This is a genomic window from Pseudomonas sp. NPDC089741, assembly GCF_044748825.1.
In the GTDB taxonomy this organism is placed as follows: Bacteria; Pseudomonadota; Gammaproteobacteria; order Pseudomonadales; family Pseudomonadaceae; genus Aquipseudomonas; species Aquipseudomonas helmanticensis.
Map to the genome: position 1 here is coordinate 87887 of NZ_JBIVGT010000010.1, position 24994 is coordinate 112880.

Below are 24994 nucleotides of genomic sequence, written 5' to 3' on the forward strand. Positions count from 1 at the left end.
GATGGGTGATGTCGCTGGCGAACTTGACCACTTTGTACAAGCGGCCCTTGGCGTCGAACAGCGGATTGTAAGAGGCTTCGAGATAAACCATCTGCCCGGACTTGTTCTTGCGCTCGAAGCGATGGGAGTGATATTCGCCGCGATTGAGCGAGGCCCAGAATGCCTTGTACTGCGCCGATTCGGATTCGGCGCGATGGCAGAACAGGCTGTGATGATGCCCGACGATTTCGTTCAGCGAGTACTGCATGGTTTGCAGAAAGTTGTCGTTGGCACTGATGACATTGCCTTCGGGAGTGAACTCGATCACCGCCATGGAACGGCTGATCGCCGCCAGCATGCTTTCTTCTTCGTGTTCTTTATTGACCCGTGCGGTGATGTCCGCCGCTACCTTGATCACACTTTTGACCTGCTTGTCGGCGCCATACACCGGCATGTAGCTGGCTTCGAGCCAGATTTCCTTGCCGCTCTTGTTCAAGCGCAGAAACGTCCCGCTGATCGGCTCGCCCCGGGCCAGGTCCCGCCACAACCGGGCGTAATCCTCGCTGCGATAGAACGCTTCTTCACAAAAGATCCGGTGATGTTTGCCACGGACTTCTTCGGCGCTGTAGCCCATGGTTTTGCAGAAGTTTTCATTGGCATCGAGAACGATACCCTCGGGGGTGAACTCGATCATTGCCATTGAACGGCTGATCGCTGCCAACTTGGCATTGGCCTCGGTCAGGGCACAGCTGAATCGCTCGATTTCCTGCAGGTCAGCCTTGTGATGTAGGTTGAACATGGTTGAATCACCTTCTGCGCGGTCTTTTGATTTGATGAAAGTTCAGTTCTTTCAAGATCTACCACTACGTTCCACAGAACAGGCGCACGCATTCCTCCACGGGAGGAAGTTGTCAGGTGATAAATGATGGTCAATCGGAGAGTCCATATAGCGACGCTCTAATCAAGACATCCTTCTCTTGATAGCCCGCACCGGGGCCAGCCCTAACGCGTTGAAGAACTTCCATGTACAAAATGCTCCTTGTCGTTTCAGTGTCGGTGCCTTGGCTTGCGCACTCTGGCAGCATGAATTCACTCACTAACCGTGCACGGTCGACATAGTTAGTTACAGGTGAGCATAGACAGCGCAAGGCCTTGCGCAAGGCCATTAGTCGGCCAGTATCTGGCACTTTTTGCACAAGAAACGGTTCAGCTAGAAATGAATTCGCTCCGTGTAGGAGCTGCCGCAGGCTCGGGCCGCGATCGGACGATCTTTTGATTTTAAAGACAAGATCAAAAGATCGCAGCCTGCGGCAGCTCCTACAGGGGGGAGTTGTGGTTAGAGGCTGTTGCTGACTTGGCTGGCGACTTCTGCGGGCACCCAGGCTTTCCAGATTTGTGGCTGATCACGCAGGAAGGCTTCGGCCACCACTCTTGGCTGCAGGCGTTTTTCGCTCATACCGGCCAAGGTCTGGTTCAACAGATCGATCGGCAGATCGACCTTTTCAAAGAATGTCACCAACTGCGGGTATTGCGCCTTGAACGGCGCTGACACGCCAATCGCCAGGCTCGCCGGCATCGAGCGTGTGCCTTTGGGATTGGGATTATTGGCATCGGCCAGAGTCTTCCAGGCCGCGGCGTCGAACGGCGGTTCATCCAGTTTTACCAGTTTGAAACGGCCCAGCAGCGGCGTCGGCGACCAGTAGTAGAACAGCACTGGTTTGCCCCGCTTGATCGACGACGCCACCTCGGCATCCAGTGCCGCGCCGGAACCGGTGCGGAAGTTGACGAAGCTGTCATTCAGCGCATAGGCCTTGAGCTTCTGACTGTTGACGATCTCCGAAGTCCAGCCGGTCGGACTGTTGAGGAAACGCCCGCGAGTCGGGTCTTCCGGGTCACGGAAAACGTCCTTGTAGCGCGGTAGATCGGCCACCGATTTCAGCTCCGGTGCGAGCGCCTTGATCCCGCGTTCCGGGTCGCCCTTGATCACGTATTCCGGTACCCACCAACCTTCGGTGGCGCCTTTGACGGTGTCGCCCAAGCCAAACACTTTACCCTCGGCGGCGGCCTTGACCCACGCCGGACTGCGCCCGGCCCATTCTTCGCCGATCACCTGGATGTCGTTTTTCGCCAACGCCGCTTCGAGGCTGACGGTACTGCCCGGCAGCGTGTCGGTCGGGTAGCCGTAACCTTTTTCAACGATCAGGCGCAGCACTTCGGTGATGAAGCTGCCGCTCTCCCAGGTGATGTCGCCAAAGTGGATCGGTGCGCTTTTCTGCGCCGCTGAAACGGCGCCGACACTCAGGCTCAGCGCCAGCAGCGAACGGCCAAGCAGGGTTGTGATCGATCTCATGCGGACCTCTTGTCAGTCAAAAATTGATTGGCGCTGTGGCGATCGCACAACGCTTGGGAACGGTTCATGTACACGCTGACCGAACGCTGGGAGATCCCCAGTTCGGCGGCGATTTGCGGGTAGGTCAGGCCATCGATGCGCGCCAGCAGAAAGGTCGAGCGAACCTTGCCGGGCAGTCGTTGCAGGCTGTGGTCGAGGCGCTTCAGGGCTTGCGCCAGTTGGGCGAGTTCTTCGGGCGAATTGGCCACGTCTGTGTCGATCTGCTGCGCATGACGGCGCTCCAGATCGGCACGCCGCCAGCGTTGATAAAGCAGGCGCTGGGCGATGGTGGTGAGCAAGGCACGAGGTTCGCGAATCGCCGTGAGGCTGGGCGCTTCGAGCAGTTGCGCGAAGGTTTCGGCGGCGATGTCTTCGACGCTCGCGGTGTCGTGCAGATGACGCCGCAGATAATTGCAGAGCCAGCGGTAATGGGCGCGGAACAGGCCGTCAACCGAGTGATGATGGGAAAAGTCGGCGCCGGACATAGGGGCTCCTTGATGAAGGGTCGCTGAATGTCCGGTGTTCCGGTGGCGCGATCGTAGCAAGGCGCCTTATGCATTAATAATATTTAAATTTCATTCAGTTATTCGATTTGGAGATATAAGGTCAAAAGATCGCAGCCTTCGGCAGCTCCTACAGGAGTGCGATCTTTTAACGTAAACGGCCGTAACCCAAATCTTCAGCTTCATGTTCATAGTCGAGCACGACCTGGTAATCGCTTTCGTTGGCCGGCAACACTTCTGGCAAACCCAACACCTGCGCAACATCGGGAAGCTCATGCAGGCTCTGGTTCATCACCTGACGCAGCCTTTCAATCTGTTGATCCGTGGCGCTGGCAACGGTGATAAAGGGCAAGGTCGGGCTGAACGCACTGCGCGCCATCACTCGCAAACCGCGAACTTCTTCCGGCGCATATTGCGCGAGGCAGGCGTAGGTCACGCTGTCGATGGCGGCCAGGTCGGCGCATTTGCTACGTAACCAACGCAGGCTTTCGCGGTGACCGCCGCTGATGCCAAGGGTGGCGAAAAACTGCCCGTCGCGATGCAACGGCGCCAGACGCTGGCGCAACAGATTCATGCCGCTGTTGGAGTCTTCACTGTTGATCACCGCGCGGCTGTTGCGAAATGCTGCCAGGGTTTTGCGTGGATCATCGGCACGACTGAGGATCAGGCTGCAGTGGTTGCCGGCGCTGGCATCGGGGAGTTCGTAGCGCGGCCGGCCGACGATGCGTACTTTGCCGCGCAGCGCGGTCATCAGCGGGTAGCCGCAGGTTTGCGTGAGCAGCAGATCAGGGGATAACCACAGTTGTGGCAGTGACAGTTGTTCGGCATTCAGGCGGGTGTGGCCGAGGTGTTCGAGGATGCGCGCGAGCCAGCGTTCATTGGCCACGCGGATCGGTTCGGGGGCGACGTACATCAACAGTTCGGCGTGGTGTTGGGTCATACACATATTCCCTGACAACTGATTTCCAATGTGGGAGTGAGCCTGCTCGCGAATGCGGTGTGTCAGTGACATCTTCGGTGCCTGACACACCGCTATCGCGAGCAGGCTCACTCCTACAGGGGTCGATGGTGTTCTTGAGTCAGTGGAACGGATGCTCGGGGCTGTCGATGGGTTTGAAACCATTCTGGCGCCACAACTGCCCGTACCCTTGCACCACAAACCCGCCGCTGCGTGCCACCCATTGCGCGCGATGCGTTCGATAAACCCTGGGCAAGTCGTACCATGCAAGCTTGGGCAAGTCGTGATGCACCAGATGAAAATTCAGATTGAGAAACAACCAGCGCCACGGCCAACCGGCTTCATTCAAAACGGTGCGCTGCTCCGGTTGCGCGTGCGGACGATGTTCATAGTAGGAGCGAATCATCGCGATCGACAGCGCCGGCACGCTGATCAGCAGCAGGTAATGCCACACCGGTAACGCACTGTATTGCGCGATGAAGCCGAGCATCAGCAAGGTAAAAAAACCGTGGGTCAACCACATCAGCCAGGCCTGGCGCTCACGGTTTTTCAAGCGTTGCAGCTCTTGCGCAGCCAGCGCCAACAGCGCCAGTGGTGCGCCAATCAGGAACCGGCCGAGCACGGTTTTATTCAGCCGATGCAGACTGCGTTCGAACAACGAACTGCCCTGCCACCTCGCGCGGGTCAGGTAACGGCTTTCCGGATCGACGCCGGGCACAGTCAGATCCTCATCGCGGTGATGCAGCAAATGGCTGTCGCGATACAGCGTGTACGGATACCACACGGCAAATGGCGCATAGCCCAGCACTTTGTTGAAAGCAATCCAGCGCGTCGGATGCCCATGGAGCAATTCGTGTTGCACCGACAACCACAGCACCAACAAAGGAATCAGCAGCAATGTGCTCCAGCCGCGGCCGAGCCATGCACTGTTGAGTACGATGGCAAACCAGCCGCCATACACACCGATCAACAACAGCCAGGTCGGCCATTCGGTGCGGGCAGTCAGGCGTTGGCGCAGGGCTTCGATGTGCTGGCGGTGGGCGGCGTCGAAATAATGGGACATGGCTGTACTCACAGCAGGGATCTTCTCCTGCTGTGCAACGACGTCGCTGAATCTTGCAGATTATTTTCAGGTTCAGGCAGGAGCCCGAGAACCGGGCTCCGGAAAGGCGTGATCAGTGGCCGAAGATGTCGACTTTCTTGGCTTTCTTCTCCGCGCGTTTTTCAATCGCGGTCTTGGCCGGTTTCTTCTTCGCGGCTTTCTTTGAATCCATACCTTTGGACATGATGCGTACTCCACTCACAGGGGATGTGAGGTCAGGTATACACCTATCCGCCGGCGCGCGTTCTTTTATAATCGGCGCTTTTCCCACCGACAGTCCGAACCTATGCACGACACCCGATACAGCCTGCTCGACGAGTCTTTATGGCCGTTGATGAACAAGTTTTACCGCAGCCACCAATCGTCGATGAAAGCCGTGCGTGACGCGCAATTGTGGGTGGCGCGCCGTGGCGAAATTGTCGCGGCACTGTGTTTGCGGCCGGTGGCGGGCGGGCATTGGTTGACCGGATTGTTCGTTGATCCGGGGTGTCGCGAACAAGGGCTGGCCGCGCAGTTGATCGCGGCGGCGGTGCAGGAAGTGCGCGAACCGGTGTGGCTGTTCTGTCATCCGGATTTGCGCGGGTTTTATGAGCGGCGCGGGTTCAGTTTCAACCCGGCCCTGCCCCAGGCGATGGCGGAGCGGTTGAGCCGGTATGCGCGGAGCAAGCCGATGATTGCGATGGAACTCAAACCTTCAACCTGACGCAGATCCTTGTAGGAGTGAGCCTGCTCGCGATAGCGGTCTGTCAGTCACCGAAAATTTTACTGACAGACCGCTATCGCGAGCAGGCTCACTCCTACAGGGGGGTTGTGGTATCCCGGAATTAATCGTCGGCAGAGGGATCGAGGTCCGGGAACATCACTTCGGTGTAACCGAACTTGCTGAAGTCGGTGATGCGCGACGGGTACAACCGGCCGATCAGGTGATCGCACTCGTGCTGCACAACGCGCGCATGGAAGCCCGCAGCAACGCGCACCACCGGCTCGCCCTTCGGATCAAAACCCTCGTAGCGAATCTGCTGATAGCGATCCACCGCGCCGCGCAGACCTGGCACCGACAGACACCCTTCAAAGCCCTCTTCCGTCAACGGACTCAGCGGTGTGATCAGCGGATTGATCAGGATCGTCTGCGGCACGGCTTCGGCGTCCGGATAACGCTCGCTGTGCTCGAAACCGAAGATCACCAGTTGCAGGTCAACGCCGATCTGCGGCGCGGCAAGCCCAACGCCACCGACGCTTTCCATGGTCTGGAACATGTCGTCGATCAGTTGCCACAGCTCGGGACTGTCGAACATTTCGGCCGGCACCGGCGGCGCAATGCGCAGCAGGCGCTCGTCACCCATTTTCAGAATTTCACGGATCATGATCAGGCTTCGTCAGTGTCCGGCTTGAGCGAATGATCGCGGCCCAGGCCCGAGACGTGTTGTTTGGGTTGTTCATCGAGTTCGCCGGGGACTTTCTCGCCCGGGTCCTTGCCCTCGCTGGACATATGCTCGATCACCGCGTTCATTTCCGCACCGAGCAACAGCACCGCAGCGGAAATGTAGAAGTACAGCAACAGCACGATGATTGCGCCGATGCTGCCATACATCGCGTTGTAGTTGGCGAAGGTTTTCACATAAAACGCGAAGCCCAACGAGGCGATGATCCACACCACCACCGCGAGTACCGAGCCGGGGGTGATGAAGCGGAATTCCTGTTTGACGTCAGGCATCACGTAATAGATCAGCGCCACCGCGACCATCATCAGGATGACGATCACCGGCCAGCGCGCGATGGTCCAGACGGTGACGATGACTTCCTCCAGCCCGACCTGCGCGGCGATCCAGCCCATCACCTGCGGCCCGAGCACCATCAGCGCGGCGGCCATCAGCAACATGCCGGCAATGCCGACCGTGTAGAAAACCGACAACGGAAAGCGCTTCCAGACCGGCCGCCCTTCGACCACATCGTACGCTGCGTTCATCGCGCTCATCATCAAGCGCACGCCGGCAGACGCAGTGTAAAGGGCGATGACGATACCGACTGAAAGCAAGCCGCCCTTGGACTGCTGCAACTGGTCGATTACCGGGTTGACCGATTCCAGCGCCTGCGGCGGCAGAACCAGTTCCGATTGCAGGCGCAGCCAGGAAAAGAAGTCCGGCAGGTGCAGGAAGCCGATCAGCGCGATCAGGAACAGGATGAACGGGAACAGCGAGAACAGCATCTGGTAGGCCAGCGCCGAGGCGTAGGTCGACATCTCGTCGTCGACGAACTCAGTGACCGTGCGCACCATCACGCGGTGCAGAGGCAGACCTTTCATGTCCGGGAATATCATTCGCGTCTCCTTTCGCCGCTATACAGGTTTGAAGTCGTGGCGACTCAGGGGCCGTTTTTTACATCAAGGTAGCTTACTTGGCGAACCTTGATGGGCGTCAGCAGAATTTCGACACAAAAACGGCCATCCTTGGATGGCCGCTCGTGTAGTTCGTTCAAGGCTGAATTACGCCTTGTCGACGCCTTTCTTGATAGCGTCTTTGGCTTTGCCGACCGCTTGTTGGGCTTCGCCTTTTTTCTCTTGAACCTTGCCTTCGGCTTGCAGTTTGGTGTTGTCGGTGGCTTTACCGACGCCTTGCTTGACGTTGCCGACGGCTTCGTTGGCCATGCCTTTTACTTTATCGCCTGTGCTACTCATGGTGTTTCTCCTTGGTGCATTAAGGGGGAAAAGTCAGTACGTAATGATTGACTGGCCGGGTTTGCGCCAAGTTTCATTTATTTTTCGCAGGTTCATTTCGTCGCGGCGTGCAGGTTGGGCTTTATGTTTGTGTGCATTGCCCCGAGAATGCGCAACATATGGGCGCCGTGCGCCAATGAACCGATCCCGCAGGAATGTTATGAAACTCGATAAAACGCTCGCCATCGCCCGTCGAAACAAGGAACTGGGCGGCGCCGTGCTCGGCACCAACAACTGCCACTTCGCCGAACTGAACCGCAACCGCAACATCTGGTGGTTCGATCTGCCGGTGTCGCGTCTGGCGATTGGTCAGTACGAGTGGATTCACCTGTTGATGCACACACCGGCCACCGACGAACTGCTGCACCTGAAGGTGCCGACGGTGTTTCTGCGTGAGAAGCTCGAGGGGCTGGTGATTCGCAACGAGGGCAAGCGCAAGGCGGCATTGAGCCTGGAATTGAGTGCGGACAAGGATTCGTATTTGCAGGACATGCGTCCGGCGGGCACCAACGTGAATTTCGCGCCGTTCCGTCAGTAGGATTTGTACCGCCCCCCGTCCCCTCACCCTAGCCCTCTCCCAAGGGAGAGGGAACTGACCGAGGTGTCTGGGCAAGGTACACCGACCTGAAATATCGAGTCGAACTCAGATTCTGAAAAGCCCCCGATCAGCTCCCTCTCCTTCGGGAGAGGGCTGGGGTGAGGGGCAGGTTCACCGCATAACTCAAGCCTTGCTCGCCCCAACAAAAAGCCCCGCATCTGCGGGGCTTTTTGGTTTAGGCGGCGTTCTTCGCCTTGATCTTCTTCAGCTCTTCATCGCGCAATTCACGGCGCAGGATCTTGCCGACGTTGGTCGTCGGCAGCGCATCGCGGAACTCCACCGAACGCGGCACCTTGTAGCCGGTGACGTTGGCGCGCATGTGTTCCATCACCGTTTCCTTGGTCAGCGTAACGCCCGGTTTGGCGACGATGAAAATCTTGATCGCCTCGCCCGACTTCTCGTCCGGCACGCCGATGGCCGCGCATTGCAATACGCCTGGCAGGGTCGCCAGCACGTCTTCCAGTTCGTTCGGATAAACGTTGAAACCGGAGACCAGAATCATGTCTTTCTTGCGATCGACAATGCGCATGTAGCCGTCCGGCTGGATCAGCGCGATGTCACCGGTCTTCAACCAGCCTTCGCTGTCGAGCATTTCATCGGTGGCTTCCTGACGCTGCCAGTAACCTTTCATCACTTGCGGGCCTTTGATGCACAACTCGCCGATCGCGCCCAGCGGCTGCTCGACACCAGCATCGTCGATGACTTTGCACAGAGTCGACGGCACCGGAATGCCGATGGTGCCGATCTGGATGTGCTGGATCGGATTGACTGTGGCCACCGGGCTGGTTTCGGTCATGCCGTAACCTTCGCAGATCGAGCAGCCGGTCACTGCTTTCCAGCGCTCGGCAGCGGCCAGTTGCAGGGCCATGCCGCCGGACAGAGTGACTTTCAGTGCCGAGAAATCCAGCTTGCGGAAACCTTCGTTATTGCACAGCGCCACGAACAACGTGTTCAGGCCGACAAAACCGCTGAACTTCCACTTCGACAGTTCCTTGACCATCGCCGACAGGTCGCGCGGGTTGCTGATCAGGATGTTGTGGTTGCCGATCAGCATCATCGCCATGCAATGAAAGGTGAACGCATAGATGTGATACAGCGGCAGCGGCGTGATCAGGATCTCGCTACCTTCATTGAGGTTGGAGCCCATCAGCGCCTTGCACTGCAGCATGTTGGCGACGAGGTTGCGGTGGGTCAGCATCGCGCCCTTGGCCACGCCGGTGGTGCCGCCGGTGTATTGCAGCACCGCGACGTCGCCGCTGTCCGGGTTGGCTTCAGCCACAGGCTGGCCCTGGCCCTTGCTCAGCACGTCGTTGAACTTGACGGCTTTAGGCAAGTGATAAGCCGGCACCATCTTCTTCACGTACTTGATGACGCTGTTGATCAGCAGGCGCTTGATCGGCGGCAACAGGTCGGCGACTTCGGTGACGATGACGTGTTTGACGCCGGTTTTCGGCACCACGGCTTCGGCCAGGTGCGCCATGTTTGCCAGGCAAACGAGGGCTTTGGCACCGGAGTCGTTGAATTGGTGTTCCATTTCCCGCGCGGTATACAGCGGGTTGGTATTGACCACGATCAGCCCGGCGCGGATCGCACCGAAGACGGCCACCGGGTACTGCAGAACGTTGGGCAATTGCACGGCGATTCGATCACCGGGCTGCAAGTCGGTATGCTGTTGCAGATACGCGGCAAACGCACCGGACAATTCGTACAACTCACCGTAGGTGATTGTCTTGCCCAGGTTGCTGAAAGCCGGTTTGTTGGCGAAGCGTTGGCAGGATTGCTTCAACACTGCCTGAATGTTCGGATACTCGTCTGGATTGATGTCGGCAGCAATTCCAGCCGGGTATTTATCCTTCCAAAAGTCTTCGATCATGGAAGCCCACTCCTCAGCAACGCGAATTCTTCACCGCATTTGATGCGATTATTATTGGTGTGTGTTTTGTATTGGTGAATCTGGCTTTCAGATAGGCCGAGAAGTCACAAAGCGCGCCGAGAGTAGCAGCTTTGCCGAGGGTCGACTAGAGCCAAAAGCGGCCCATACAGTCATATTTGTGACTCAAGACTTGCCAGCGGTCATTTTAGAGCAAAAATCCTATAACACCCTGAGAACCCCGGAATTTGGGGCTTAGAAGCAAAAGATCGCAGCCTTCGGCAGCTCCTACATGGGATGGGTTTCCTGTAGGAGCTGCCGCAGGCTGCGATCTTTTCGTTTTCAGACGTTAAGCGATATCGCGCAACTCACGGCGCAGGATCTTGCCGACCGGCGTCATCGGCAACGACTCGCGCAACACAATGTGTTTCGGCACTTTGTACGCAGTGAAATTCTCCTTGCAGTAGGCCTTCAGCTCTTCAAGGCTGACGCCGGTGTCCCGCGCCACCACAAACAACTTCACCGCCTCGCCCGAACGTTCATCCGGCACGCCGATCACCGCACAGTTGGCGACTTTCGGGTGGGCCATGACCACGTCTTCGATCTCGTTCGGGTACACGTTGAAACCGGAGACGATGATCATGTCCTTCTTGCGGTCGACGATGCGCACGAAACCGTCCGGATCGATCACCGCAATATCGCCGGACTTGAACCAGCCCTCGGCATCCAGCACTTCGGCGGTGGCCTCGGGTTTATGCCAGTAGCCCTTCATGATCTGCGGGCCTTTGATGCACAGCTCGCCCCTCTCACCCATCGGCTGCTCGACGCCATCATCGTTGATGACCTTGAGCAACGTGCCCGGTACCGGCAGACCGACCGTGCCGAGGCGCGACTGGTCGCCGTACGGGTTGGTGCAGGCCACCGGCGAGGTTTCGGTCAGGCCGTAACCTTCGGTGATGCGGCAACCGGTCATTTGCTCCCAGCGCTCGGCGGTGGCCTTGACCAGCGCGGTGCCGCCGGAGTTGGTGAGTTTCAGGCTGGAGAAATCCAGGGTCTTGAAATCCGGGTGATCCATCAGTGCGACGAACAACGTGTTCAACCCAAGCAATGCCGAGAAACGCCAGTTCTTCAGTTCTTTAATGAAGCCGGCAATGTCGCGCGGGTTGGTGATCAGCACGTTGTGGTTGCCGGAGACCATCATGCACATGCAATTCGCGGTGAAGGCATAGATATGGTAGAGCGGCAGCGGCGCGATCATCACTTCCTGGCCTTCGCGCAGCAGTGGCTGACCGTCGGGGCCGAGCTGCGCGAGAGAGGCGCGCACTTGCTGCATGTTCGCCACCAGATTGCCGTGGGTGAGCATCGCGCCCTTCGCCAAGCCGGTGGTGCCGCCGGTGTATTGCAGCACGGCGATGTCGTCGAGGCTGACCTTCAACGGCTTGATGCCCAGGCCCCGGCCCATGCGCAGCGCGCTCTTGAAGGAAATCGCCTGCGGCAGCGAATACGCCGGGACCATTTTCTTCACTTTGCTGACCACGGTGTTGACCAGCCAGCCCTTGGCGGCGGGCATCAGATCGCCCATCTTCGCTTCGATCAGGTACTGGATGTCGGTGTCGGGCAGCACTTCCTGGACTTTCTGACCGAACATGTTCAGGTACACCAACGCGCGGGCGCCGGAATCCTTGAACTGGTGGCGCATCTCCCGTGCGGTGTACAACGGGTTGGTGTTGACCACGATGAGTCCGGCACGCAAGGCGCCGAACACGGCAATCGGGTAATGCAGGACGTTGGGCATCTGCACGGCGATGCGGTCGCCCGGCACCAGATCGGTGTGCGCTTGCAGGTAACCGGCGAAGGCCGCGCTGTAGCGCTCCAGTTCGGCGTAGGTCAACGTGATGCCCATGTTGCTGAAGGCCGGGCGGTCAGCGAACTTCTTGCAGGAACGCTCGAACACCTCGATCACCGACTTGAACTCGCCCATGTCGATGTCCAGCGGTACGCCGGCCGGGCGTTTGTCGTTCCAGAAATCAGGTTGCATTGTTCTTGTCCTCTTTACCTGAGCCGATCCGGGCCGCTTTCTGTCATTTCTGAAAAAGCGGAGCTTCACGGACACTAGCAGTTATGGCCATTCAGGCAAATAAGGGCAAAGCCGTCATTGATCGTGTGAATCTTCCTGCCGTGGCGTGGGCTGATCAGACGCGCTATACAATGTTCCGACTCTGAGCAAAGGAATCGCCATGACTCACGACACCCTATGGCTGGACGCGAGTGACCGCAGCCGCCTGTTCATCAATCGCTGGTTGCCGCTGGCACCGTTGAAAGCGGTGATTCTGCTGGCCCATGGCATGGCCGAACACAGCGCTCGTTATGCACGTTTGGCCGACACGTTTTGCGACAAAGGTTATGGCGTTTACGCCGCCGATTTACGCGGCCATGGCAAAACTGCCGATCACGGCACCCTCGGACATTTCGCCGACGATGACGGCTGGTGCAAAGTGCTCGGCGACCTGGCCAGTATCAATCAGCACATCGGCCAGCAACATCCCGGCGTGCCGATCATCCTGCTCGGTCACAGCATGGGCAGCTACCTCGCCCAGGCGTACCTGCTGCACCACAGCGCCAGCCTGCACGGAGCGATTCTCAGTGGTTCAAATTTCCAGCCGGTGGCGCTTTATCGGGCCGCGCGGCAGATCGCTCGCCTGGAAAAACTGCGCCAGGGTGGCAAGGGTCGCAGTGCGCTGATCGAGTGGCTGTCGTTCGGCTCGTTCAACAACAAATTCAAACCGGTGCGCACACCGTTCGACTGGTTGAGCCGCGATCCGGCCGAAGTCGACAAGTACGCTGCCGACCCGCTGTGCGGCTTTCGCTGCACCAATCAGCTATGGATCGATCTGCTCGGCGGCTTGCAGCAAATCAGCAAAGCGTCCAATCTCGCTCAGATCGACCCCGGCCTGCCATTACTGGTAATCGGCGGCGAATGTGATCCGGTGAGTGACGGCAAGCGTCTGACAGATCTGGCCAATGCCTTGCGCACGGCCGGCAGCCACAACCTGCAACTGAAGATCTACCCGCAGGCCCGGCACGAATTGTTCAACGAAACCAATCGCGATGAAGTGATCGACGATGTGCTGGCCTGGATCGACCAGGCCCTGAGCCATCCGCGTCCTCAGCGCAGCGAGTAATTTTTTTGTGGATTCATTTAATCCGTCACAGGAACCGAGACCGATGACCCAGGTTACCAACATCCCTTACGAAGCCCTCGAAGTCGGCCAGACCGCCAGCTACAGCAAGACTGTCGAAGAGCGTGACATTCAGCTCTTCGCCGCGATGTCCGGCGACCATAACCCGGTGCATCTGGATGCCGAGTTCGCGGCGGCCAGCATGTTCAAGGAGCGTATCGCTCACGGCATGTTCAGCGGCGCGTTGATCAGTGCCGCCGTAGCTTGCGAGTTGCCTGGGCCGGGCACTATTTATATCGGCCAGCAGATGAGTTTTCAGAAGCCGGTGAAGATTGGCGACACGCTGACCGTACGCCTGGAAATTCTCGAGAAGCTGCCGAAGTTTCGTGTGCGCATTGCGACGCGCGTGTTCAACCAGCGTGATGAGTTGGTGGTAGATGGCGAAGCCGAAATCCTCGCACCGCGCAAGCAGCAGACGGTGACGTTGCCAACGCTGCCGGCGATTAGCATTGGCTGATTGATTGGTGGTGTGTCAGGTACAGCTTTCCCCCCTCACACCAGCCCTCTCCCCCAGGGGGGCGAGGGGGAAGGGAGCCGATCTCCTTGGGTTTCAAATCCTGAGTTCACCTCAGATCGCTCAAGTCGACCTCCTTGGGTTTCAAATCCTGAGTTCACCTCGGATCGCTCAAGTCGGTGTATCTCCAACAGCCACCTCGGTAAGTCCCCTCTCCCTCCGGGAGAGGGCTAGGGTGAGGGGGGCTTCTGCTTTTCCCGGACACAAAAAAAACGCCAGACTAGCTGGCGTTTTTTGTAACCGTCGAACGCTTACGAACGGGCGCGAGCCTGGTTACGCAGGGCTTTCACCTGATCGTGGTTGCGTTGCACGCCGTGGTACTGGCGTTCAACCAGATCACGAATACCTACCAGGTTGTGCTTGTTGATTTTCTCGATGGCTTCACGATAAGCCTTCAGCGCGTGATCTTCACCGCGCTCGGCTTCGTTCAGCACAGCCTCTTCATCCTTGCCGGTGAACATCGCTTTGACGTCGACCCAGCGACGGTGCAGATCACCGCTGACGCTGGTAGAAGTTTCCGGATCGCCACCCATCGATCGCACGGCGGCTTGCAGTTCAGCAGCGGCGGTGGCGCAATCGGCAGAGCGAGTGACAAACAGGGTTTTCAGTTCTGGATGCTTGATGTCTTCGGCGCAAGTCTTGAACCCTTCCTGACCGTCCTTGCTGGTTTCAATCAGGTCATTGAGTACAGAGATGGCTTCTTTATTCATGTCAGTCATTTTTCAATTCCTTGCGATCGGTGGAAGATGCAAGGGATATTGCAGTGTGCGTGCCAGCTTTTTCTGAACAATCAAAGCCTTATAAATCAACAACTTAAAGTTAAATGAACTATCTGTATCGCGGTTATTTGCATGATCTGTCATTTGGCCTGCATGCAGAATGCCTGTATTTTCCAATCTGATTTGAAGCCAGACGATCTCACTGATGAATCCCGAAAAACTCGAACTGCTGATTACCCGCGAAATGCCTTTCGGCAAATACAAGGGCCGGATCATTGCGGACCTGCCGGGGCCGTACCTGAACTGGTTTGCCCGGGAAGGTTTCCCCCACGGCGAACTCGGCGGCCTGCTCGCGCTGATGCAGGAGATCGACCACAACGGCTTGTCGGACTTGCTCGAACCGCTGCGCGCCAAACATGGCAAACCTGCCCCGCGCCACTGAAGCGCCCTCCTCTTATAGAGCCAGCCGCCATGCCCGATAACACCCGCCGCGCCCGTGACGAAGCCTTCTGGCAGACGTTCGCCGACCGTTACGATGTTCAACCCGGCCCCGTAAATCTGGAAAACGGTTACTTCGGGCGTATGTCGCGCACGGTGATCGAGGAGTACCAGCGCAACATCGAGCTGATCAACACCAGCAACTCGGTGTATGTGCGCCAGCGTTTCGAGCAGCACGACAATCTGGACATTCGCGCGCAGCTGGCAGAGCAGATTGGCGTGCGCGCACAAAGCGTTGCTTTCACCCGCAACGCCACCGAAGGCCTGCAATCGCTGATCCGCAATTACAACCGCCTGCAACCGGGCGACCAGGTGCTGATCTGCGACCTTGAGTACGACACGGTCAAGGGCGCCATGCGCTGGCTGGCCAGGCATCGCGGCGTCGAGGTCATCGAGATTGCCCACACGCACCCGGCGAGCTTCGACAGCCTGCTGGAGACTTACCGCGAAACCTTTGTCCGCCATCCCAAACTGAAACTGATGGCCCTGACCCACGTCACCCATCGCACCGGTCTGGTGATGCCGGTACAGGCCATCGCCGCACTGGCCAGGGAGCATGGGGTCGACATCATTCTTGATGGTGCGCACGCCCTCGGCCAGATCGAGTTCGACTTTGAAGCCCTTGGCATCGCGTTCGCCGGCTACAACCTGCACAAATGGATCGGTGCGCCGCTGACACTTGGCTTCATCTACATCGCCCCGCAGCGCTTGGCCGACATCGATCCCGACATGGGCGAGATGCACTATCCGGTCAATGACATCCGTGCGCGCACGTCCTACAGCACACCCAACATTCCGGCGTTGATGACCCTGCCGCTGGTGTTCGAGGAGCATCGCTCACTCGGCGGCGCACCGGCAAAAGGTGCGCGCCTGAATTACCTGCGTAACTTGTGGGTCAGCGCGGTACGCCACTTGCCGGGTATTGAAGTGATGACGCCGGACGATCAGCGACTGTATTGCGGGATCACCGCGTTGCGGTTCACCCGTCACGACGACCAACAGGCCATGGCCGAGCGTCTGCTCAATGAGTTCAACCTGTTCACCGTGGTGCGCAATGGCGCGGCGTGCGGGCCGTGCATCCGCATTACGCCGGGGCTGACCACCACCGCTGGCGACATGCAACTGCTGACCCGCGCGCTGAACGAGCTGCGCTGAGGGGCTAAACAGTAAACTTGTCAAAGTCCTCGGGCTTGATCTGCGACGACGCCGCAAAGGTATCGATACCGATCGTCAGCTGGCCGAAAAAGCCATCTTCGTGGGTGTCGCGACCGATCGGCCACACCGTCAGCGTTGAGGCTTCGCCCTTCATGTCGGCGTAAAAGCTGTCCTCGGTATTGTTCAGTACCTTCGCCGAGCGTCCGCGATAGGCTTTGGCATTGAGTACCGAACGGGAAACGACTTCGGGAAAATACAGCTGGCCAACCCAGGCGACATTGCGCGCTTCGAGAAATTCGCTACCGGCAACGATGCGTACCGCCATGTGAATGTGCAGTGCGCGACCGGCGTAGAAACCTGGGTAAATCGTGGTAAAGCGCACCCGCCCCTTGGGATCACAGAACTGGCTGCCACGCAGGTAGGTGTCATCGTCGGTGCGCGGGATTGAACCGATGGCGTCGGCATCGACTTCGACATCCGGATTGATCCGGCTCCAGCCCGAATACGCGCCGCGTGCGTTGCAATGCCAGATATCCACCAACGCGCCATTGACCGGTTCACCGGTCATTGCATCGACGATGGTCAGGCGCAGCAGTAGCGGTAAACCTTCTGCGCCCTCGCTGATGTTGCGCCGCAGCAATTGCGGGTTGCGAAAGTACGGCCCGGCGATTTGCTCGGGAGCCAGTTGATACACCTGGTTCAGGGAGGATGCAGCAGAGTCTTGGTCCATGACGCGTTCTCTCTTCCATAAGATGAAAGCAGATTAGCGCCAAGCAACAGCCTGTGTGCGGTAACTATGTATCGCGTCGTAACTTGTGAGTTCTGATCTTTTGACGTAGCCATTTGAAAGCAAGATCAAAAGATCGCAACCTCGTTGCACTCGACAGCTCCTGCATCGCCTCCCGTATCGCCCCTGTAGCTGCCGCAGGCTGCGATCTTTTGATGTTGGCTTTTCTGCGGGCAAAAAAAACGGCGCGCCGACCGAGCGCACCGTAAAGCCGTAGAACACACAACGAAGTGTCTGGTATCAATCAGTTCAGCAGTGCCAACGCCTCGGCCGTGCATTCCTGAATGCGCGCCCAGTCGCCGTTCTTGATCCACTCCGGATCAAGCATCCAGCTACCGCCCACGCACATGACGTTTTTCAGCGCCATGTAGCTCTTGATGTTGGCTGGGCCGACGCCGCCAGTCGGGCAGAATTTAACTTCGCCGAACGGGCCGCCGAGGGCCTTGATTGCCGCTACGCCACCGCTGACTTCAGCCGGGAACAGCTTGAAGCGGCGATAACCCAGACCGTAGCCTTCCATGATGCCGGAGGCGTTGCTGATGCCCGGCAACAGCGGAATCGGGCTGTCGACGCTGGCTTCGAGCAAGTCACGGGTGATGCCCGGGGTGACGATGAATTGCGAGCCGGCAGCTTCGGCAGCCGCGAGCATGTTGCGATCGAGCACCGTGCCGGCACCGGTCATCAGTTCCGGACGCTGTTCGCGCAGGATCTGAATGGCCTTGAGGCCGAATTGCGAACGCAGGGTCACTTCCAGCGCGGTCAGACCACCGGCGGCCAGGGCGTCGGCCAATGGCAGCACGTCCTGTTCGCGGGCGATGGTGATCACCGGCAGGATCCGCGCCTTGGCGCAGAGGCTGTCGATCAGGGCAACTTTGTCCGCCATGGAAACGGTCGGGGATGGGGGTGTCATAGCGGCTGTTCCTTGGCTCATGGGCACCAGTAAATCTCTAACGTAGGTTGCAGAAATGCGCGCACCGGCATGGCGGCGACGTCATCGGATGCCAGCGCGGCATTCAGGGTGGTCAGTTTCGACTGACCGGAAATCGACAGAATCTTGTGTTTCGCCGAGGCCAGCAGCGCACGGCTCATGGTCAGGCGCTGACGCGGCACGCTCGGCGCCAGCATCGGCCAGCAACGGCGGGTGCCATCGGCTTGCAGCGCTTCGGTGAGATTCGGGCTGTTGGGGAACAACGACGCGGTGTGACCGTCATCGCCCATGCCCAGCACCAGCACGTCAATCGCCGGCAGTTCGGCGAGCAAGCGGTCAGCCTGTTCGGCAGCCTGTTCGACGTTTGCCGCAGCGCTGTAAAGACTGAGGAACTGCGCTTTCGCCGCCGGACCTTTGAGCAGGTATTGCTTGAGCAGGCCGGCATTGCTGTCGGCGTGTTCAACCGGTACCCAGCGCTCGTCGGCGAGGGTCACGACGACCTTCGACCAGTCCAGTTCCTGCTTGGCCAGATGCTGGAAAAACGCCACCGGGCTACGTCCGCCAGACACCACCAACACAGCATTGCCGCGCGCCGCAATGGCTTCGCTCAATTGCTTGGCAATGTTCAGCGCCAGACCTTCGGCCAACAGCGCCGGGCTCTTGAATGCGTGGGCATTTACGCCCGCAGGCAGTTGCACATCAGATATCGCCATACCACGACCTCCCGTCCCGCGTGATCAATGCAATGGAGCTCATCGGCCCCCACGACCCGGCCGCATACGGCTTGGGCGCGTCACCGGATTTTTTCCACCCGGCGATCAGTTGGTCACACCATTTCCACGCGGCTTCGATTTCATCTTTACGGACAAACAGGTTCTGATTGCCGTTCATCACTTCCAGCAACAACCGCTCGTAGGCATCGGGGATCCGCGCGCTACGCCAGGTGTCGGAGAAATTCAGTTGCAGCGGGCCGCTGCGCAGTTGCATGCCTTTGTCCAGGCCCTGCTCTTTGGTCATCACGCGCAAGGAAATACCTTCGTCCGGTTGCAGGCGAATGATCAGTTTGTTGCTGATCTGCAAGCGCTGCTCGGGGGCGAAGATGTAGTGCGACGGTTCCTTGAAGTGGATGACGATCTGCGACAACTTTTGCGGCATGCGCTTGCCGGTACGCAGGTAGAACGGCACGCCGGCCCAGCGCCAGTTGCGGATGTCGGCACGCAAAGCGACGAAGGTTTCGGTGTCGCTCTGGGTATTGGAATTTGGTTCTTCGAGGTAACCCGGTACGGATTTGCCTTCGCTGTGGCCGGCGATGTACTGGCCGCGCACCACTTGCGTGGTCAGGCCTTCCGGGCTGATCGGCGCCAGCGCCTTGAGGACTTTTACTTTCTCGTCACGGATGCTGTCGGCGGACAGATCAGCCGGCGGGTCCATGGCGATCAGGCAGAGCAACTGCAGCAGGTGATTCTGGATCATGTCGCGCAGCTGGCCGGCCTTGTCGAAGTAGCCCCAACGGCCTTCGATACCGACCTTCTCGGCCACGGTGATTTCCACGTGGGAGATGTAATTCTGGTTCCACTGGGTTTCGAACAGGCTGTTGGCGAAACGCAGGGCGATCAGGTTCTGAACGGTTTCTTTGCCCAGATAGTGGTCGATGCGGTAGGTGCGGTTCTCCGGGAAGAACTGCGCCACGGCGTCATTCACTTTGCGCGACGATTCGAGGTCGGAACCGATCGGCTTTTCCAGCACCACCCGGGTGTTTTCTGCCAGACCGACTTTCGCCAGGTTCTCGCAGATCGCGCCGTACACCGCCGCCGGTGTGGCGAAGTAGGCAATCATGCGTTGCGTGCTGCCGGCCAGTTCGGCCAGCGCGACGTAATCTTCAGCCTTGAGAAAGTCGACGTGCAGGTAGGTCAGGCGCGCCAGAAAGCGCTCGGCCACGGCTTCGTCCAGCTCTTTGCCGACGTAGCGGCGCAATTCGGCGGCGATAAACGCCAGGTGCTGCTGCTCGGTGCCGTCTTCACGGGCCAGCGCGATGATGCGCGTGTCCTCGTGCAACAGATCGGCGCCATCGAGGTGATAAAGGGCAGGAAACAGCTTGCGCAGGGCCAGATCGCCAAGCGCGCCGAACAAGGCAAAGGTGCACGGTTCAACCGTAATCGAAGGCATGATGTTTGTTCTTTTATCAAGTTAAGCTACAAATACCTTTTTTCAAGGCATCACTCAAGGGAAAATGTAGTAATAACCACAACATTTTCGCAAAATACAGATTCCGAGTGGTGGTCGCTCGGACGCATCAGTAGGATAGGCCACCGTTACGGGCCATATCAAAGGCCCAATTTGCATAGCCCGGCGCACCTTTGCGCAGGTGAATTAGGAATTCCATATGGACCGCGTGCGAAATTTACTGGAACAGATCCAGAGTCGCCTTGAAGACCTGAACAAGGCCGAACGCAAAGTCGCCGAGGTGATCCTGCTCAACCCGCAGCAGGCCACCCGCTTCAGCATCGCCGCCCTCGCCCAGGCGGCGTCGGTGAGCGAACCGACGGTCAACCGCTTCTGCCGTTCATTCGGTGTCAGCGGCTATCCCGAACTCAAGCTGCAACTGGCGCAAAGCCTGGCCAGCGGCGCGGCGTATGTCAGCCGTGCGGTCGAGGCCGACGACAATCCCGAGGCGTACACGCAAAAGATTTTCGGCAGCGCCATCGCCTCGCTGGACAGTGCTTGCCAGGCGCTCGATCCGAACCTGATCAGCCGCGCCGTTGACCTGTTGATTCAGGCGCGGCAGATCCACTTCTTCGGCCTCGGGGCTTCGGCGCCGGTGGCGCTGGATGCGCAGCACAAGTTCTTCCGCTTCAACCTCGCGGTCACCGCGCACGCCGATGTGCTGATGCAGCGGATGATCGCTTCGGTGGCGCATACCGGTGAGCTGTTCGTGATCATTTCCTACACCGGCCGCACCCGTGAGCTGGTCGAGGTGGCGCGCATTGCTCGCGAGAACGGCGCTTCGGTGTTGGGTTTGACGGCGGAGAATTCGCCGCTGGCCAAGGCGAGTACCTTGAGCCTGAACATCCCGCTGCCGGAAGACACCGACATCTATATGCCGATGACTTCGCGGATCATTCAGTTGACCGTGCTGGATGTGTTGGCGACCGGGATGACCCTGCGTCGCGGAGTGGATTTCCAGCCGCATCTGCGCAAGATCAAAGAGAGCTTGAATGCCAGCCGGTATCCGGTGGGTGACGAGTTTAATTAGGACGCTTCGCGTAAAGGATCGCAGCCTTCGGCAGCTCCTACAGAGGTTGATCGTTCCCACGCTCTGCGTGGGAACGATCATCAAGCCGCAGCCCACGCCTGCAAGCTCAAATGGGCCTTCTCCCCCGGCGCCAGATGCAGACTGTCCGTCCCGCCCGCCGCCGCTTCCACGCAGACAAACTCCGAAATCTCATCCCACGTCACCCCCAGCAACGGCCGCGACCCCGGATGCCACACCACCGTGTCAGCACTGTCACCGGTATCGATACACAACTCGCGCTGCCAGGCGTGATCCTTGAGCTGCAATTCGCCGTCGTGCTGGAACACCCGCTGACAGCCGCCATCCACCCGCAACTCGCCTTCCTGCTGGCAAGACTGGCGGCTCAACTGGTCGTAACCCTGCGCTCCTTCAAGCCCAGACAGCGCTATCTCACCAACATCGCCAATACGCCAGTAAGCGTGCAAAGCCTGGCTCAACTGGCACGGCATGTCGTCCTGATGCTCGGTGCTCAGGCGTAATTCCATGCGTTCGCCCAGATGCGCGTGCAGGTCGACCTGCCAGTCGCACAGCTGCAATTGCCAGTGCAGACGCACGCCATCGTCGGCGTTGCTGCTGTCGAGCAACTTCCAGTCGAGCAACCGCGCCCAGCCATGTGAAGGCCACGCGTTTTCGCTGGGATGACGGCCGTACCACGGCCAGCACACCGGCACGCCACCACGGATCGCGCCGACATGCGGCCACTTCGCCGCACACCACAACCACGGCTTTTGCCCACGCGGCTGAAAGTGCAGCAACTGCGCACCCTGACGACTGAACACCGCCTGGCACAGCGGGTGATCGATCACCAACACGTCGCGCATCTGATAGCGCTCCCAAGCGAATATCGGCTGTTCGCGCAGGGATTTGAAGAAGCGTTGTAGCGGATGCTCATGCATTTGCCACGGTCCCGAATTCAATTGTTACGGGGATTACTGCCCCTCAAAAAAAAGCGGACAGCCTTGGCTGTCCGCAAATATGCGCACATAGAGAGGAGCTTATCGCAGACGCGTTAGAACGTAGACTGAATTTTCAGGCCAGCGACCAATGCGTTGTCCACTGCATCCACACCGCCCGGGTGAGTGATGTATTGCAGGTTAGGACGTACGGTCAGCCAGTTGGTGACGTGGAAGCCGTAGTTGATCTCGTAGTTGTATTCGGTTTCACGAATCGGCGAGAACACCGGATTGTCGTAATCCGATACACCGTTGGAAACGTTGAGCAGCTCGGCGTTTTTCTTCACGTCGTCGTTGACGTGGATACGCGCCGCACCGATACCGACGTCATCCTTCGGACGCGCGTCGAACGGGCCCTTGTAGACAAACATCACCGACTGGTAGTTGTCGATGAAGTTGGTGTCCTTGTCGTGGAAGGTCGCATTGGCAGCGATGTTCAGACCGCGGGTCGCATCACCGTTGTGGCTGGTGAGTTGCTGTTGCGCGACGAACCAGTAGCCGCTTTTGCTGCTGTGGGTCTTGTAGGCGTTGCCAGTGGTGGCTGCATCGAAACCGTTGACGTCTTCGCGAACGTCGTCGGCATCAGCCGTGCTCTTGTAGTAACCGACGCGGTATTCGCCCGGCAGGCTGTTGACCTTCGGCGACCAGACCAACTCGACTGGCAACACAGTACCGGCGGTGCCACTGCCGCTGAGCTTGAAGCCGTTGCCGTGTTCCAGTTGCGACGGGTTCTGGTTGTACGCACCGATTTGCGCGTAGAGCTCGTCGTTGATGTTGTACTTGACGCGGATCGCGGCCTGGCTGACTGGCCAGTTGTACCAGATGTTGGTTGCCCAGTTACCCACTTGCGAACCGCAGAACGCGAGGTTCTGGAAGTCGCACGGGAAGGTGTTGAAGTCTTCGCCTTCACCGAAGTAACCGGCCTTGACGTCGAGCTTGTTGTCGAAGAACTGGTGCTGAATCCACAACTGGGTCAGACGCACCATGTGGCCACGGCCGTAAACTTCTTGCGAAGAACTCAGGGTGCCAGCACGCGGATCGCCAACGCGGTCGTTGGAGATGTTGTAGCCGTTACGGTTGGTCAGCTGGATCTTCGCCTGGGTGTTATCCCAGCCCCACAGCTTTTGCAGATCGAGTGCCACGCCAAGACCGAACTGGTCAGCGTAACGCGCGGTCTTGTCGTCGTTGTAGCCACCGTGCAGGTTGCCACCGACTTCCCCAACGTAGTCGGCCTTGATGTCGATACCCTGCTCGATCAGCTTGGTCCGCTCGCCACCCCAGTCACCGGTCATCCATTTCGAATCGGAGCTGAAGGCATCCGCCGCCATGGCGTTACCGGCCAGCACCAACGCCGCCGCAGCTGACACTTGGCAGATCAACCGGACATTGACGTGTTTCTTTTTCATCCCTACATCCTCGTCTTTATTGTTATTAACTGTTTTTATCTAACGCGGTTTACATAAATTGCGATGGATTACAGGCAATCCGCCGCGTGCTCCTTTGTAGGAGTGAGCCCTGTGGCGAGGGGATTCATCCCCGTTGGGCTGCGTAGCAGACCCCGCTTTTATGGGGCCGCTGCGCGACCCAACGGGGATAAATCCCCTCGCCACAAAAGCCCTCTCCTACATCAAATTTCAGCGGCCTTTGAATTGCGCCACGTTCGCAGACCGCGCATCGGTCTGTGGTTGGCCGGCAGTGCCCAGACGCTCGCCAGTCTTGGCATCAAACAGCAGCACTTTCGACGGATCGAATTGCAACGTCAGACTCTCGCCCACCTGCGGTGCCACGTCCGGCGCCAGTCGGCAGCAGACTTTGGTTTCATTCAAATTGACGAACACCAAGGTGTCCGGACCGGTCGGCTCGGTGACCTGCACTTCGGCACGAATGCTTGGCAGGCCATTGCCCTCGCCGTTCGCCAGAACGATCTGTTCCGGGCGCAGGCCGAGGATCACTTCGCGATCTTCGAGGCCGGCGTCCTGCATGCTCATCGGCAGCTCGCAACGCGCCTGACCGCTGTCGAGCAACGCCAGCAAACGGCCGTCCTTGCGTTGCAGACGCAGTGGAATGAAGTTCATCGGCGGCGAACCGATGAAGCTCGCCACGAACAGGTTGGCCGGGTCGTTGTAGATCTCTTTCGGCGTACCGAACTGCTGAATGATGCCGTCCTTCATCACCGCCACTTTGTCGCCCAGGGTCATTGCTTCGATCTGGTCGTGGGTCACGTAGACCGTGGTGGTCTTCAGGCGCTGGTGCATCAGTTTCATTTCGGTACGCATCTCGACGCGAAGCTTGGCGTCGAGGTTGGACAGCGGTTCGTCGAACAGATAGATCTTCGGACGACGCGCCAGCGCACGGCCCATCGCCACACGCTGTTGTTGGCCACCGGAGAGCTGGCCCGGCTTGCGATTGAGCAAGTGTTCGATCTGCAGAAGTTTTGCCACGCGAGCGACTTCTTCATCGATCGCAGCTTGAGGCATCTTGCGAATCTTCAGGCCGAATTCGATGTTCTCGCGCACGCTCATGGTCGGGTACAGCGCGTAGGACTGGAACACCATGGCGATGTCACGATCCTTCGGGCTCATGCCGCTGACGTCCTGGTCACCGATCATGATCGCGCCGCCGGTGATGGTTTCCAGACCGGCGATGCAGTTCATCAACGTCGATTTGCCGCAGCCCGACGGGCCAACGAGGATCAGGAATTCGCCTTCCTTGATCGACAGTTCGATGTTCTTCAGGGTGTCCGGCAGGCCGGCACCGTAGGTCTTGTTTACGTTGCGAAGTTCGAGCGTTGCCATGA

The 24994-nt window shown here is 58.7% G+C and carries 24 protein-coding genes and 1 pseudogene; 7 read left to right on the forward strand and 18 right to left on the reverse strand.

Going from position 1 to position 24994, the window contains the following annotated elements:
- Window position 1: 1 nt before the first annotated feature.
- The 5 genes and pseudogenes from ACIPZE_RS12995 to ACIPZE_RS13015 form a co-directional block, all read right to left on the reverse strand.
- A pseudogene (locus tag ACIPZE_RS12995) lies at window positions 2-778 on the reverse strand (PAS domain-containing protein); the annotation flags it as partial.
- 537 nt (window positions 779-1315) lie between these two features.
- On the reverse strand, window positions 1316-2329 hold the full coding sequence (locus ACIPZE_RS13000; RefSeq protein WP_283439211.1) for an ABC transporter substrate-binding protein: 1014 nt from the start codon (window positions 2327-2329) through the stop codon (window positions 1316-1318).
- Entirely contained in the window at window positions 2326-2853 is a 528-nt protein-coding gene (locus ACIPZE_RS13005) for a sigma-70 family RNA polymerase sigma factor (RefSeq protein WP_400773178.1), read from the reverse strand. Before ACIPZE_RS13005 ends, ACIPZE_RS13000 begins: the two co-directional genes overlap by 4 nt.
- Before the next feature lie 166 nt (window positions 2854-3019).
- On the reverse strand, window positions 3020-3811 hold the full coding sequence (locus ACIPZE_RS13010; protein ID WP_283439213.1) for a phosphate/phosphite/phosphonate ABC transporter substrate-binding protein: 792 nt from the start codon (window positions 3809-3811) through the stop codon (window positions 3020-3022).
- A gap of 139 nt (window positions 3812-3950) precedes the next feature.
- Window positions 3951-4892, reverse strand: a complete 942-nt coding sequence (locus ACIPZE_RS13015) for a fatty acid desaturase (protein WP_400773180.1) — start codon at window positions 4890-4892, stop codon at window positions 3951-3953.
- 325 nt (window positions 4893-5217) lie between these two features.
- Here ACIPZE_RS13015 and ACIPZE_RS13020 point away from each other — a divergent pair, with 325 nt between their 5' ends.
- Window positions 5218-5634 (forward strand): GNAT family N-acetyltransferase, encoded by a 417-nt coding sequence (locus ACIPZE_RS13020; protein WP_283439215.1) that lies wholly within the window; start codon window positions 5218-5220, stop codon window positions 5632-5634.
- Between the two features lie 121 nt (window positions 5635-5755).
- Here ACIPZE_RS13020 and def read toward each other — a convergent pair whose 3' ends face one another.
- From def to ACIPZE_RS13035, 3 genes are all read right to left on the reverse strand, one after another.
- The gene (gene def, locus ACIPZE_RS13025) at window positions 5756-6295 is read right to left on the reverse strand and encodes a peptide deformylase (protein WP_283439216.1); all 540 of its coding nucleotides are present in this window, start codon (window positions 6293-6295) and stop codon (window positions 5756-5758) included.
- 2 nt (window positions 6296-6297) lie between these two features.
- Window positions 6298-7248 carry a YihY/virulence factor BrkB family protein gene (locus tag ACIPZE_RS13030; RefSeq protein WP_129395184.1) on the reverse strand — a complete coding sequence of 317 codons (951 nt, stop codon included), beginning with the start codon at window positions 7246-7248 and terminating at the stop codon, window positions 6298-6300.
- A gap of 165 nt (window positions 7249-7413) precedes the next feature.
- Window positions 7414-7605, reverse strand: a complete 192-nt coding sequence (locus tag ACIPZE_RS13035; protein WP_003227408.1) for a CsbD family protein — start codon at window positions 7603-7605, stop codon at window positions 7414-7416.
- A gap of 199 nt (window positions 7606-7804) precedes the next feature.
- Between ACIPZE_RS13035 and ACIPZE_RS13040 the strand changes: the two genes are divergently transcribed.
- A complete protein-coding gene (locus ACIPZE_RS13040; protein ID WP_008082340.1) occupies window positions 7805-8182 on the forward strand; it encodes a hypothetical protein in 378 nt (125 codons plus the stop codon).
- Window positions 8183-8417: 235 nt separating this feature from the next.
- On the opposite strand, the gene fadD1 is transcribed toward ACIPZE_RS13040, so the two are convergent.
- Both fadD1 and fadD2 read right to left on the reverse strand, forming a co-directional pair.
- Complete coding sequence (gene fadD1, locus ACIPZE_RS13045; RefSeq protein ID WP_400773183.1) at window positions 8418-10115, reverse strand: long-chain-fatty-acid--CoA ligase FadD1; 1698 nt, start codon at window positions 10113-10115, stop codon at window positions 8418-8420.
- A 346-nt stretch (window positions 10116-10461) separates the two neighbouring features.
- Window positions 10462-12150: a long-chain-fatty-acid--CoA ligase FadD2 gene (fadD2, locus tag ACIPZE_RS13050; RefSeq protein WP_400773185.1), complete on the reverse strand. Its 1689-nt coding sequence runs from the start codon at window positions 12148-12150 to the stop codon at window positions 10462-10464.
- 199 nt (window positions 12151-12349) lie between these two features.
- Between fadD2 and ACIPZE_RS13055 the strand changes: the two genes are divergently transcribed.
- Together ACIPZE_RS13055 and ACIPZE_RS13060 are read left to right on the forward strand one after the other, a co-directional pair.
- Window positions 12350-13294 carry a lysophospholipase gene (locus ACIPZE_RS13055; RefSeq protein ID WP_400773187.1) on the forward strand — a complete coding sequence of 315 codons (945 nt, stop codon included), beginning with the start codon at window positions 12350-12352 and terminating at the stop codon, window positions 13292-13294.
- A 43-nt stretch (window positions 13295-13337) separates the two neighbouring features.
- Window positions 13338-13808: a MaoC family dehydratase gene (locus tag ACIPZE_RS13060; protein WP_003227420.1), complete on the forward strand. Its 471-nt coding sequence runs from the start codon at window positions 13338-13340 to the stop codon at window positions 13806-13808.
- 308 nt (window positions 13809-14116) lie between these two features.
- Here ACIPZE_RS13060 and ACIPZE_RS13065 read toward each other — a convergent pair whose 3' ends face one another.
- Window positions 14117-14584 (reverse strand): PA2169 family four-helix-bundle protein, encoded by a 468-nt coding sequence (locus ACIPZE_RS13065; protein WP_129395188.1) that lies wholly within the window; start codon window positions 14582-14584, stop codon window positions 14117-14119.
- A 205-nt stretch (window positions 14585-14789) separates the two neighbouring features.
- Here ACIPZE_RS13065 and ACIPZE_RS13070 point away from each other — a divergent pair, with 205 nt between their 5' ends.
- Together ACIPZE_RS13070 and ACIPZE_RS13075 are read left to right on the forward strand one after the other, a co-directional pair.
- Complete coding sequence (locus ACIPZE_RS13070; RefSeq protein WP_003227425.1) at window positions 14790-15026, forward strand: DUF3820 family protein; 237 nt, start codon at window positions 14790-14792, stop codon at window positions 15024-15026.
- A gap of 29 nt (window positions 15027-15055) precedes the next feature.
- A complete protein-coding gene (locus ACIPZE_RS13075; protein ID WP_400773189.1) occupies window positions 15056-16237 on the forward strand; it encodes an aminotransferase class V-fold PLP-dependent enzyme in 1182 nt (393 codons plus the stop codon).
- Window positions 16238-16241: 4 nt separating this feature from the next.
- Here the strand turns inward: ACIPZE_RS13075 and ACIPZE_RS13080 are convergent, their stop codons facing one another.
- The 4 genes from ACIPZE_RS13080 to zwf all read right to left on the reverse strand — a co-directional run bounded on the left by ACIPZE_RS13080 (window position 16242) and on the right by zwf (window position 20118).
- Window positions 16242-16967: an intradiol ring-cleavage dioxygenase gene (locus ACIPZE_RS13080; protein WP_283439221.1), complete on the reverse strand. Its 726-nt coding sequence runs from the start codon at window positions 16965-16967 to the stop codon at window positions 16242-16244.
- A 301-nt stretch (window positions 16968-17268) separates the two neighbouring features.
- Window positions 17269-17934, reverse strand: a complete 666-nt coding sequence (locus ACIPZE_RS13085; RefSeq protein WP_400773191.1) for a bifunctional 4-hydroxy-2-oxoglutarate aldolase/2-dehydro-3-deoxy-phosphogluconate aldolase — start codon at window positions 17932-17934, stop codon at window positions 17269-17271.
- A gap of 17 nt (window positions 17935-17951) precedes the next feature.
- Window positions 17952-18665, reverse strand: coding sequence for a 6-phosphogluconolactonase (pgl, locus tag ACIPZE_RS13090; RefSeq protein WP_400773193.1), 714 nt, complete (start codon window positions 18663-18665; stop codon window positions 17952-17954).
- Window positions 18652-20118: a glucose-6-phosphate dehydrogenase gene (zwf, locus tag ACIPZE_RS13095; RefSeq protein ID WP_129395192.1), complete on the reverse strand. Its 1467-nt coding sequence runs from the start codon at window positions 20116-20118 to the stop codon at window positions 18652-18654. Before zwf ends, pgl begins: the two co-directional genes overlap by 14 nt.
- A 226-nt stretch (window positions 20119-20344) precedes the next feature.
- On the opposite strand from zwf, the gene ACIPZE_RS13100 reads away from it, so the two are divergent.
- Entirely contained in the window at window positions 20345-21205 is an 861-nt protein-coding gene (locus ACIPZE_RS13100; RefSeq protein ID WP_171057240.1) for a MurR/RpiR family transcriptional regulator, read from the forward strand.
- A gap of 80 nt (window positions 21206-21285) precedes the next feature.
- Here the strand turns inward: ACIPZE_RS13100 and ACIPZE_RS13105 are convergent, their stop codons facing one another.
- The 3 genes from ACIPZE_RS13105 to ACIPZE_RS13115 form a co-directional block, all read right to left on the reverse strand.
- On the reverse strand, window positions 21286-22140 hold the full coding sequence (locus ACIPZE_RS13105) for a D-hexose-6-phosphate mutarotase (protein WP_400773195.1): 855 nt from the start codon (window positions 22138-22140) through the stop codon (window positions 21286-21288).
- A 113-nt stretch (window positions 22141-22253) separates the two neighbouring features.
- The gene (locus tag ACIPZE_RS13110) at window positions 22254-23603 is read right to left on the reverse strand and encodes a carbohydrate porin (protein ID WP_129395194.1); all 1350 of its coding nucleotides are present in this window, start codon (window positions 23601-23603) and stop codon (window positions 22254-22256) included.
- Between the two features lie 228 nt (window positions 23604-23831).
- On the reverse strand, window positions 23832-24992 hold the full coding sequence (locus tag ACIPZE_RS13115) for an ABC transporter ATP-binding protein (protein ID WP_123593657.1): 1161 nt from the start codon (window positions 24990-24992) through the stop codon (window positions 23832-23834).
- Between the last annotated feature and the right edge of the window lie 2 nt (window positions 24993-24994).

What these genes read in the sequence shown, in the direction of transcription:
- pgl (WP_400773193.1), bottom strand. Translation starts at nt 18,665, where the DNA reads ATGGCGATATCTGATGTGCAACTGCCTGCGGGCGTAAATGCCCACGCA.
- ACIPZE_RS13015 (WP_400773180.1), bottom strand. Translation starts at nt 4,892, where the DNA reads ATGTCCCATTATTTCGACGCCGCCCACCGCCAGCACATCGAAGCCCTG.
- ACIPZE_RS13105 (WP_400773195.1), bottom strand. Translation starts at nt 22,140, where the DNA reads ATGCATGAGCATCCGCTACAACGCTTCTTCAAATCCCTGCGCGAACAG.
- ACIPZE_RS13000 (WP_283439211.1), bottom strand. Translation starts at nt 2,329, where the DNA reads ATGAGATCGATCACAACCCTGCTTGGCCGTTCGCTGCTGGCGCTGAGC.
- ACIPZE_RS13005 (WP_400773178.1), bottom strand. Translation starts at nt 2,853, where the DNA reads ATGTCCGGCGCCGACTTTTCCCATCATCACTCGGTTGACGGCCTGTTC.
- ACIPZE_RS13010 (WP_283439213.1), bottom strand. Translation starts at nt 3,811, where the DNA reads ATGACCCAACACCACGCCGAACTGTTGATGTACGTCGCCCCCGAACCG.
- ACIPZE_RS13070 (WP_003227425.1), top strand. Translation starts at nt 14,790, where the DNA reads ATGAATCCCGAAAAACTCGAACTGCTGATTACCCGCGAAATGCCTTTC.
- ACIPZE_RS13110 (WP_129395194.1), bottom strand. Translation starts at nt 23,603, where the DNA reads ATGAAAAAGAAACACGTCAATGTCCGGTTGATCTGCCAAGTGTCAGCT.
- def (WP_283439216.1), bottom strand. Translation starts at nt 6,295, where the DNA reads ATGATCCGTGAAATTCTGAAAATGGGTGACGAGCGCCTGCTGCGCATT.
- ACIPZE_RS13040 (WP_008082340.1), top strand. Translation starts at nt 7,805, where the DNA reads ATGAAACTCGATAAAACGCTCGCCATCGCCCGTCGAAACAAGGAACTG.
- ACIPZE_RS13020 (WP_283439215.1), top strand. Translation starts at nt 5,218, where the DNA reads ATGCACGACACCCGATACAGCCTGCTCGACGAGTCTTTATGGCCGTTG.
- ACIPZE_RS13085 (WP_400773191.1), bottom strand. Translation starts at nt 17,934, where the DNA reads ATGACACCCCCATCCCCGACCGTTTCCATGGCGGACAAAGTTGCCCTG.
- ACIPZE_RS13035 (WP_003227408.1), bottom strand. Translation starts at nt 7,605, where the DNA reads ATGAGTAGCACAGGCGATAAAGTAAAAGGCATGGCCAACGAAGCCGTC.
- ACIPZE_RS13080 (WP_283439221.1), bottom strand. Translation starts at nt 16,967, where the DNA reads ATGGACCAAGACTCTGCTGCATCCTCCCTGAACCAGGTGTATCAACTG.
- zwf (WP_129395192.1), bottom strand. Translation starts at nt 20,118, where the DNA reads ATGCCTTCGATTACGGTTGAACCGTGCACCTTTGCCTTGTTCGGCGCG.
- ACIPZE_RS13060 (WP_003227420.1), top strand. Translation starts at nt 13,338, where the DNA reads ATGACCCAGGTTACCAACATCCCTTACGAAGCCCTCGAAGTCGGCCAG.
- ACIPZE_RS13065 (WP_129395188.1), bottom strand. Translation starts at nt 14,584, where the DNA reads ATGACTGACATGAATAAAGAAGCCATCTCTGTACTCAATGACCTGATT.
- ACIPZE_RS13115 (WP_123593657.1), bottom strand. Translation starts at nt 24,992, where the DNA reads ATGGCAACGCTCGAACTTCGCAACGTAAACAAGACCTACGGTGCCGGC.
- fadD1 (WP_400773183.1), bottom strand. Translation starts at nt 10,115, where the DNA reads ATGATCGAAGACTTTTGGAAGGATAAATACCCGGCTGGAATTGCTGCC.
- fadD2 (WP_400773185.1), bottom strand. Translation starts at nt 12,150, where the DNA reads ATGCAACCTGATTTCTGGAACGACAAACGCCCGGCCGGCGTACCGCTG.
- ACIPZE_RS13055 (WP_400773187.1), top strand. Translation starts at nt 12,350, where the DNA reads ATGACTCACGACACCCTATGGCTGGACGCGAGTGACCGCAGCCGCCTG.
- ACIPZE_RS13075 (WP_400773189.1), top strand. Translation starts at nt 15,056, where the DNA reads ATGCCCGATAACACCCGCCGCGCCCGTGACGAAGCCTTCTGGCAGACG.
- ACIPZE_RS13030 (WP_129395184.1), bottom strand. Translation starts at nt 7,248, where the DNA reads ATGATATTCCCGGACATGAAAGGTCTGCCTCTGCACCGCGTGATGGTG.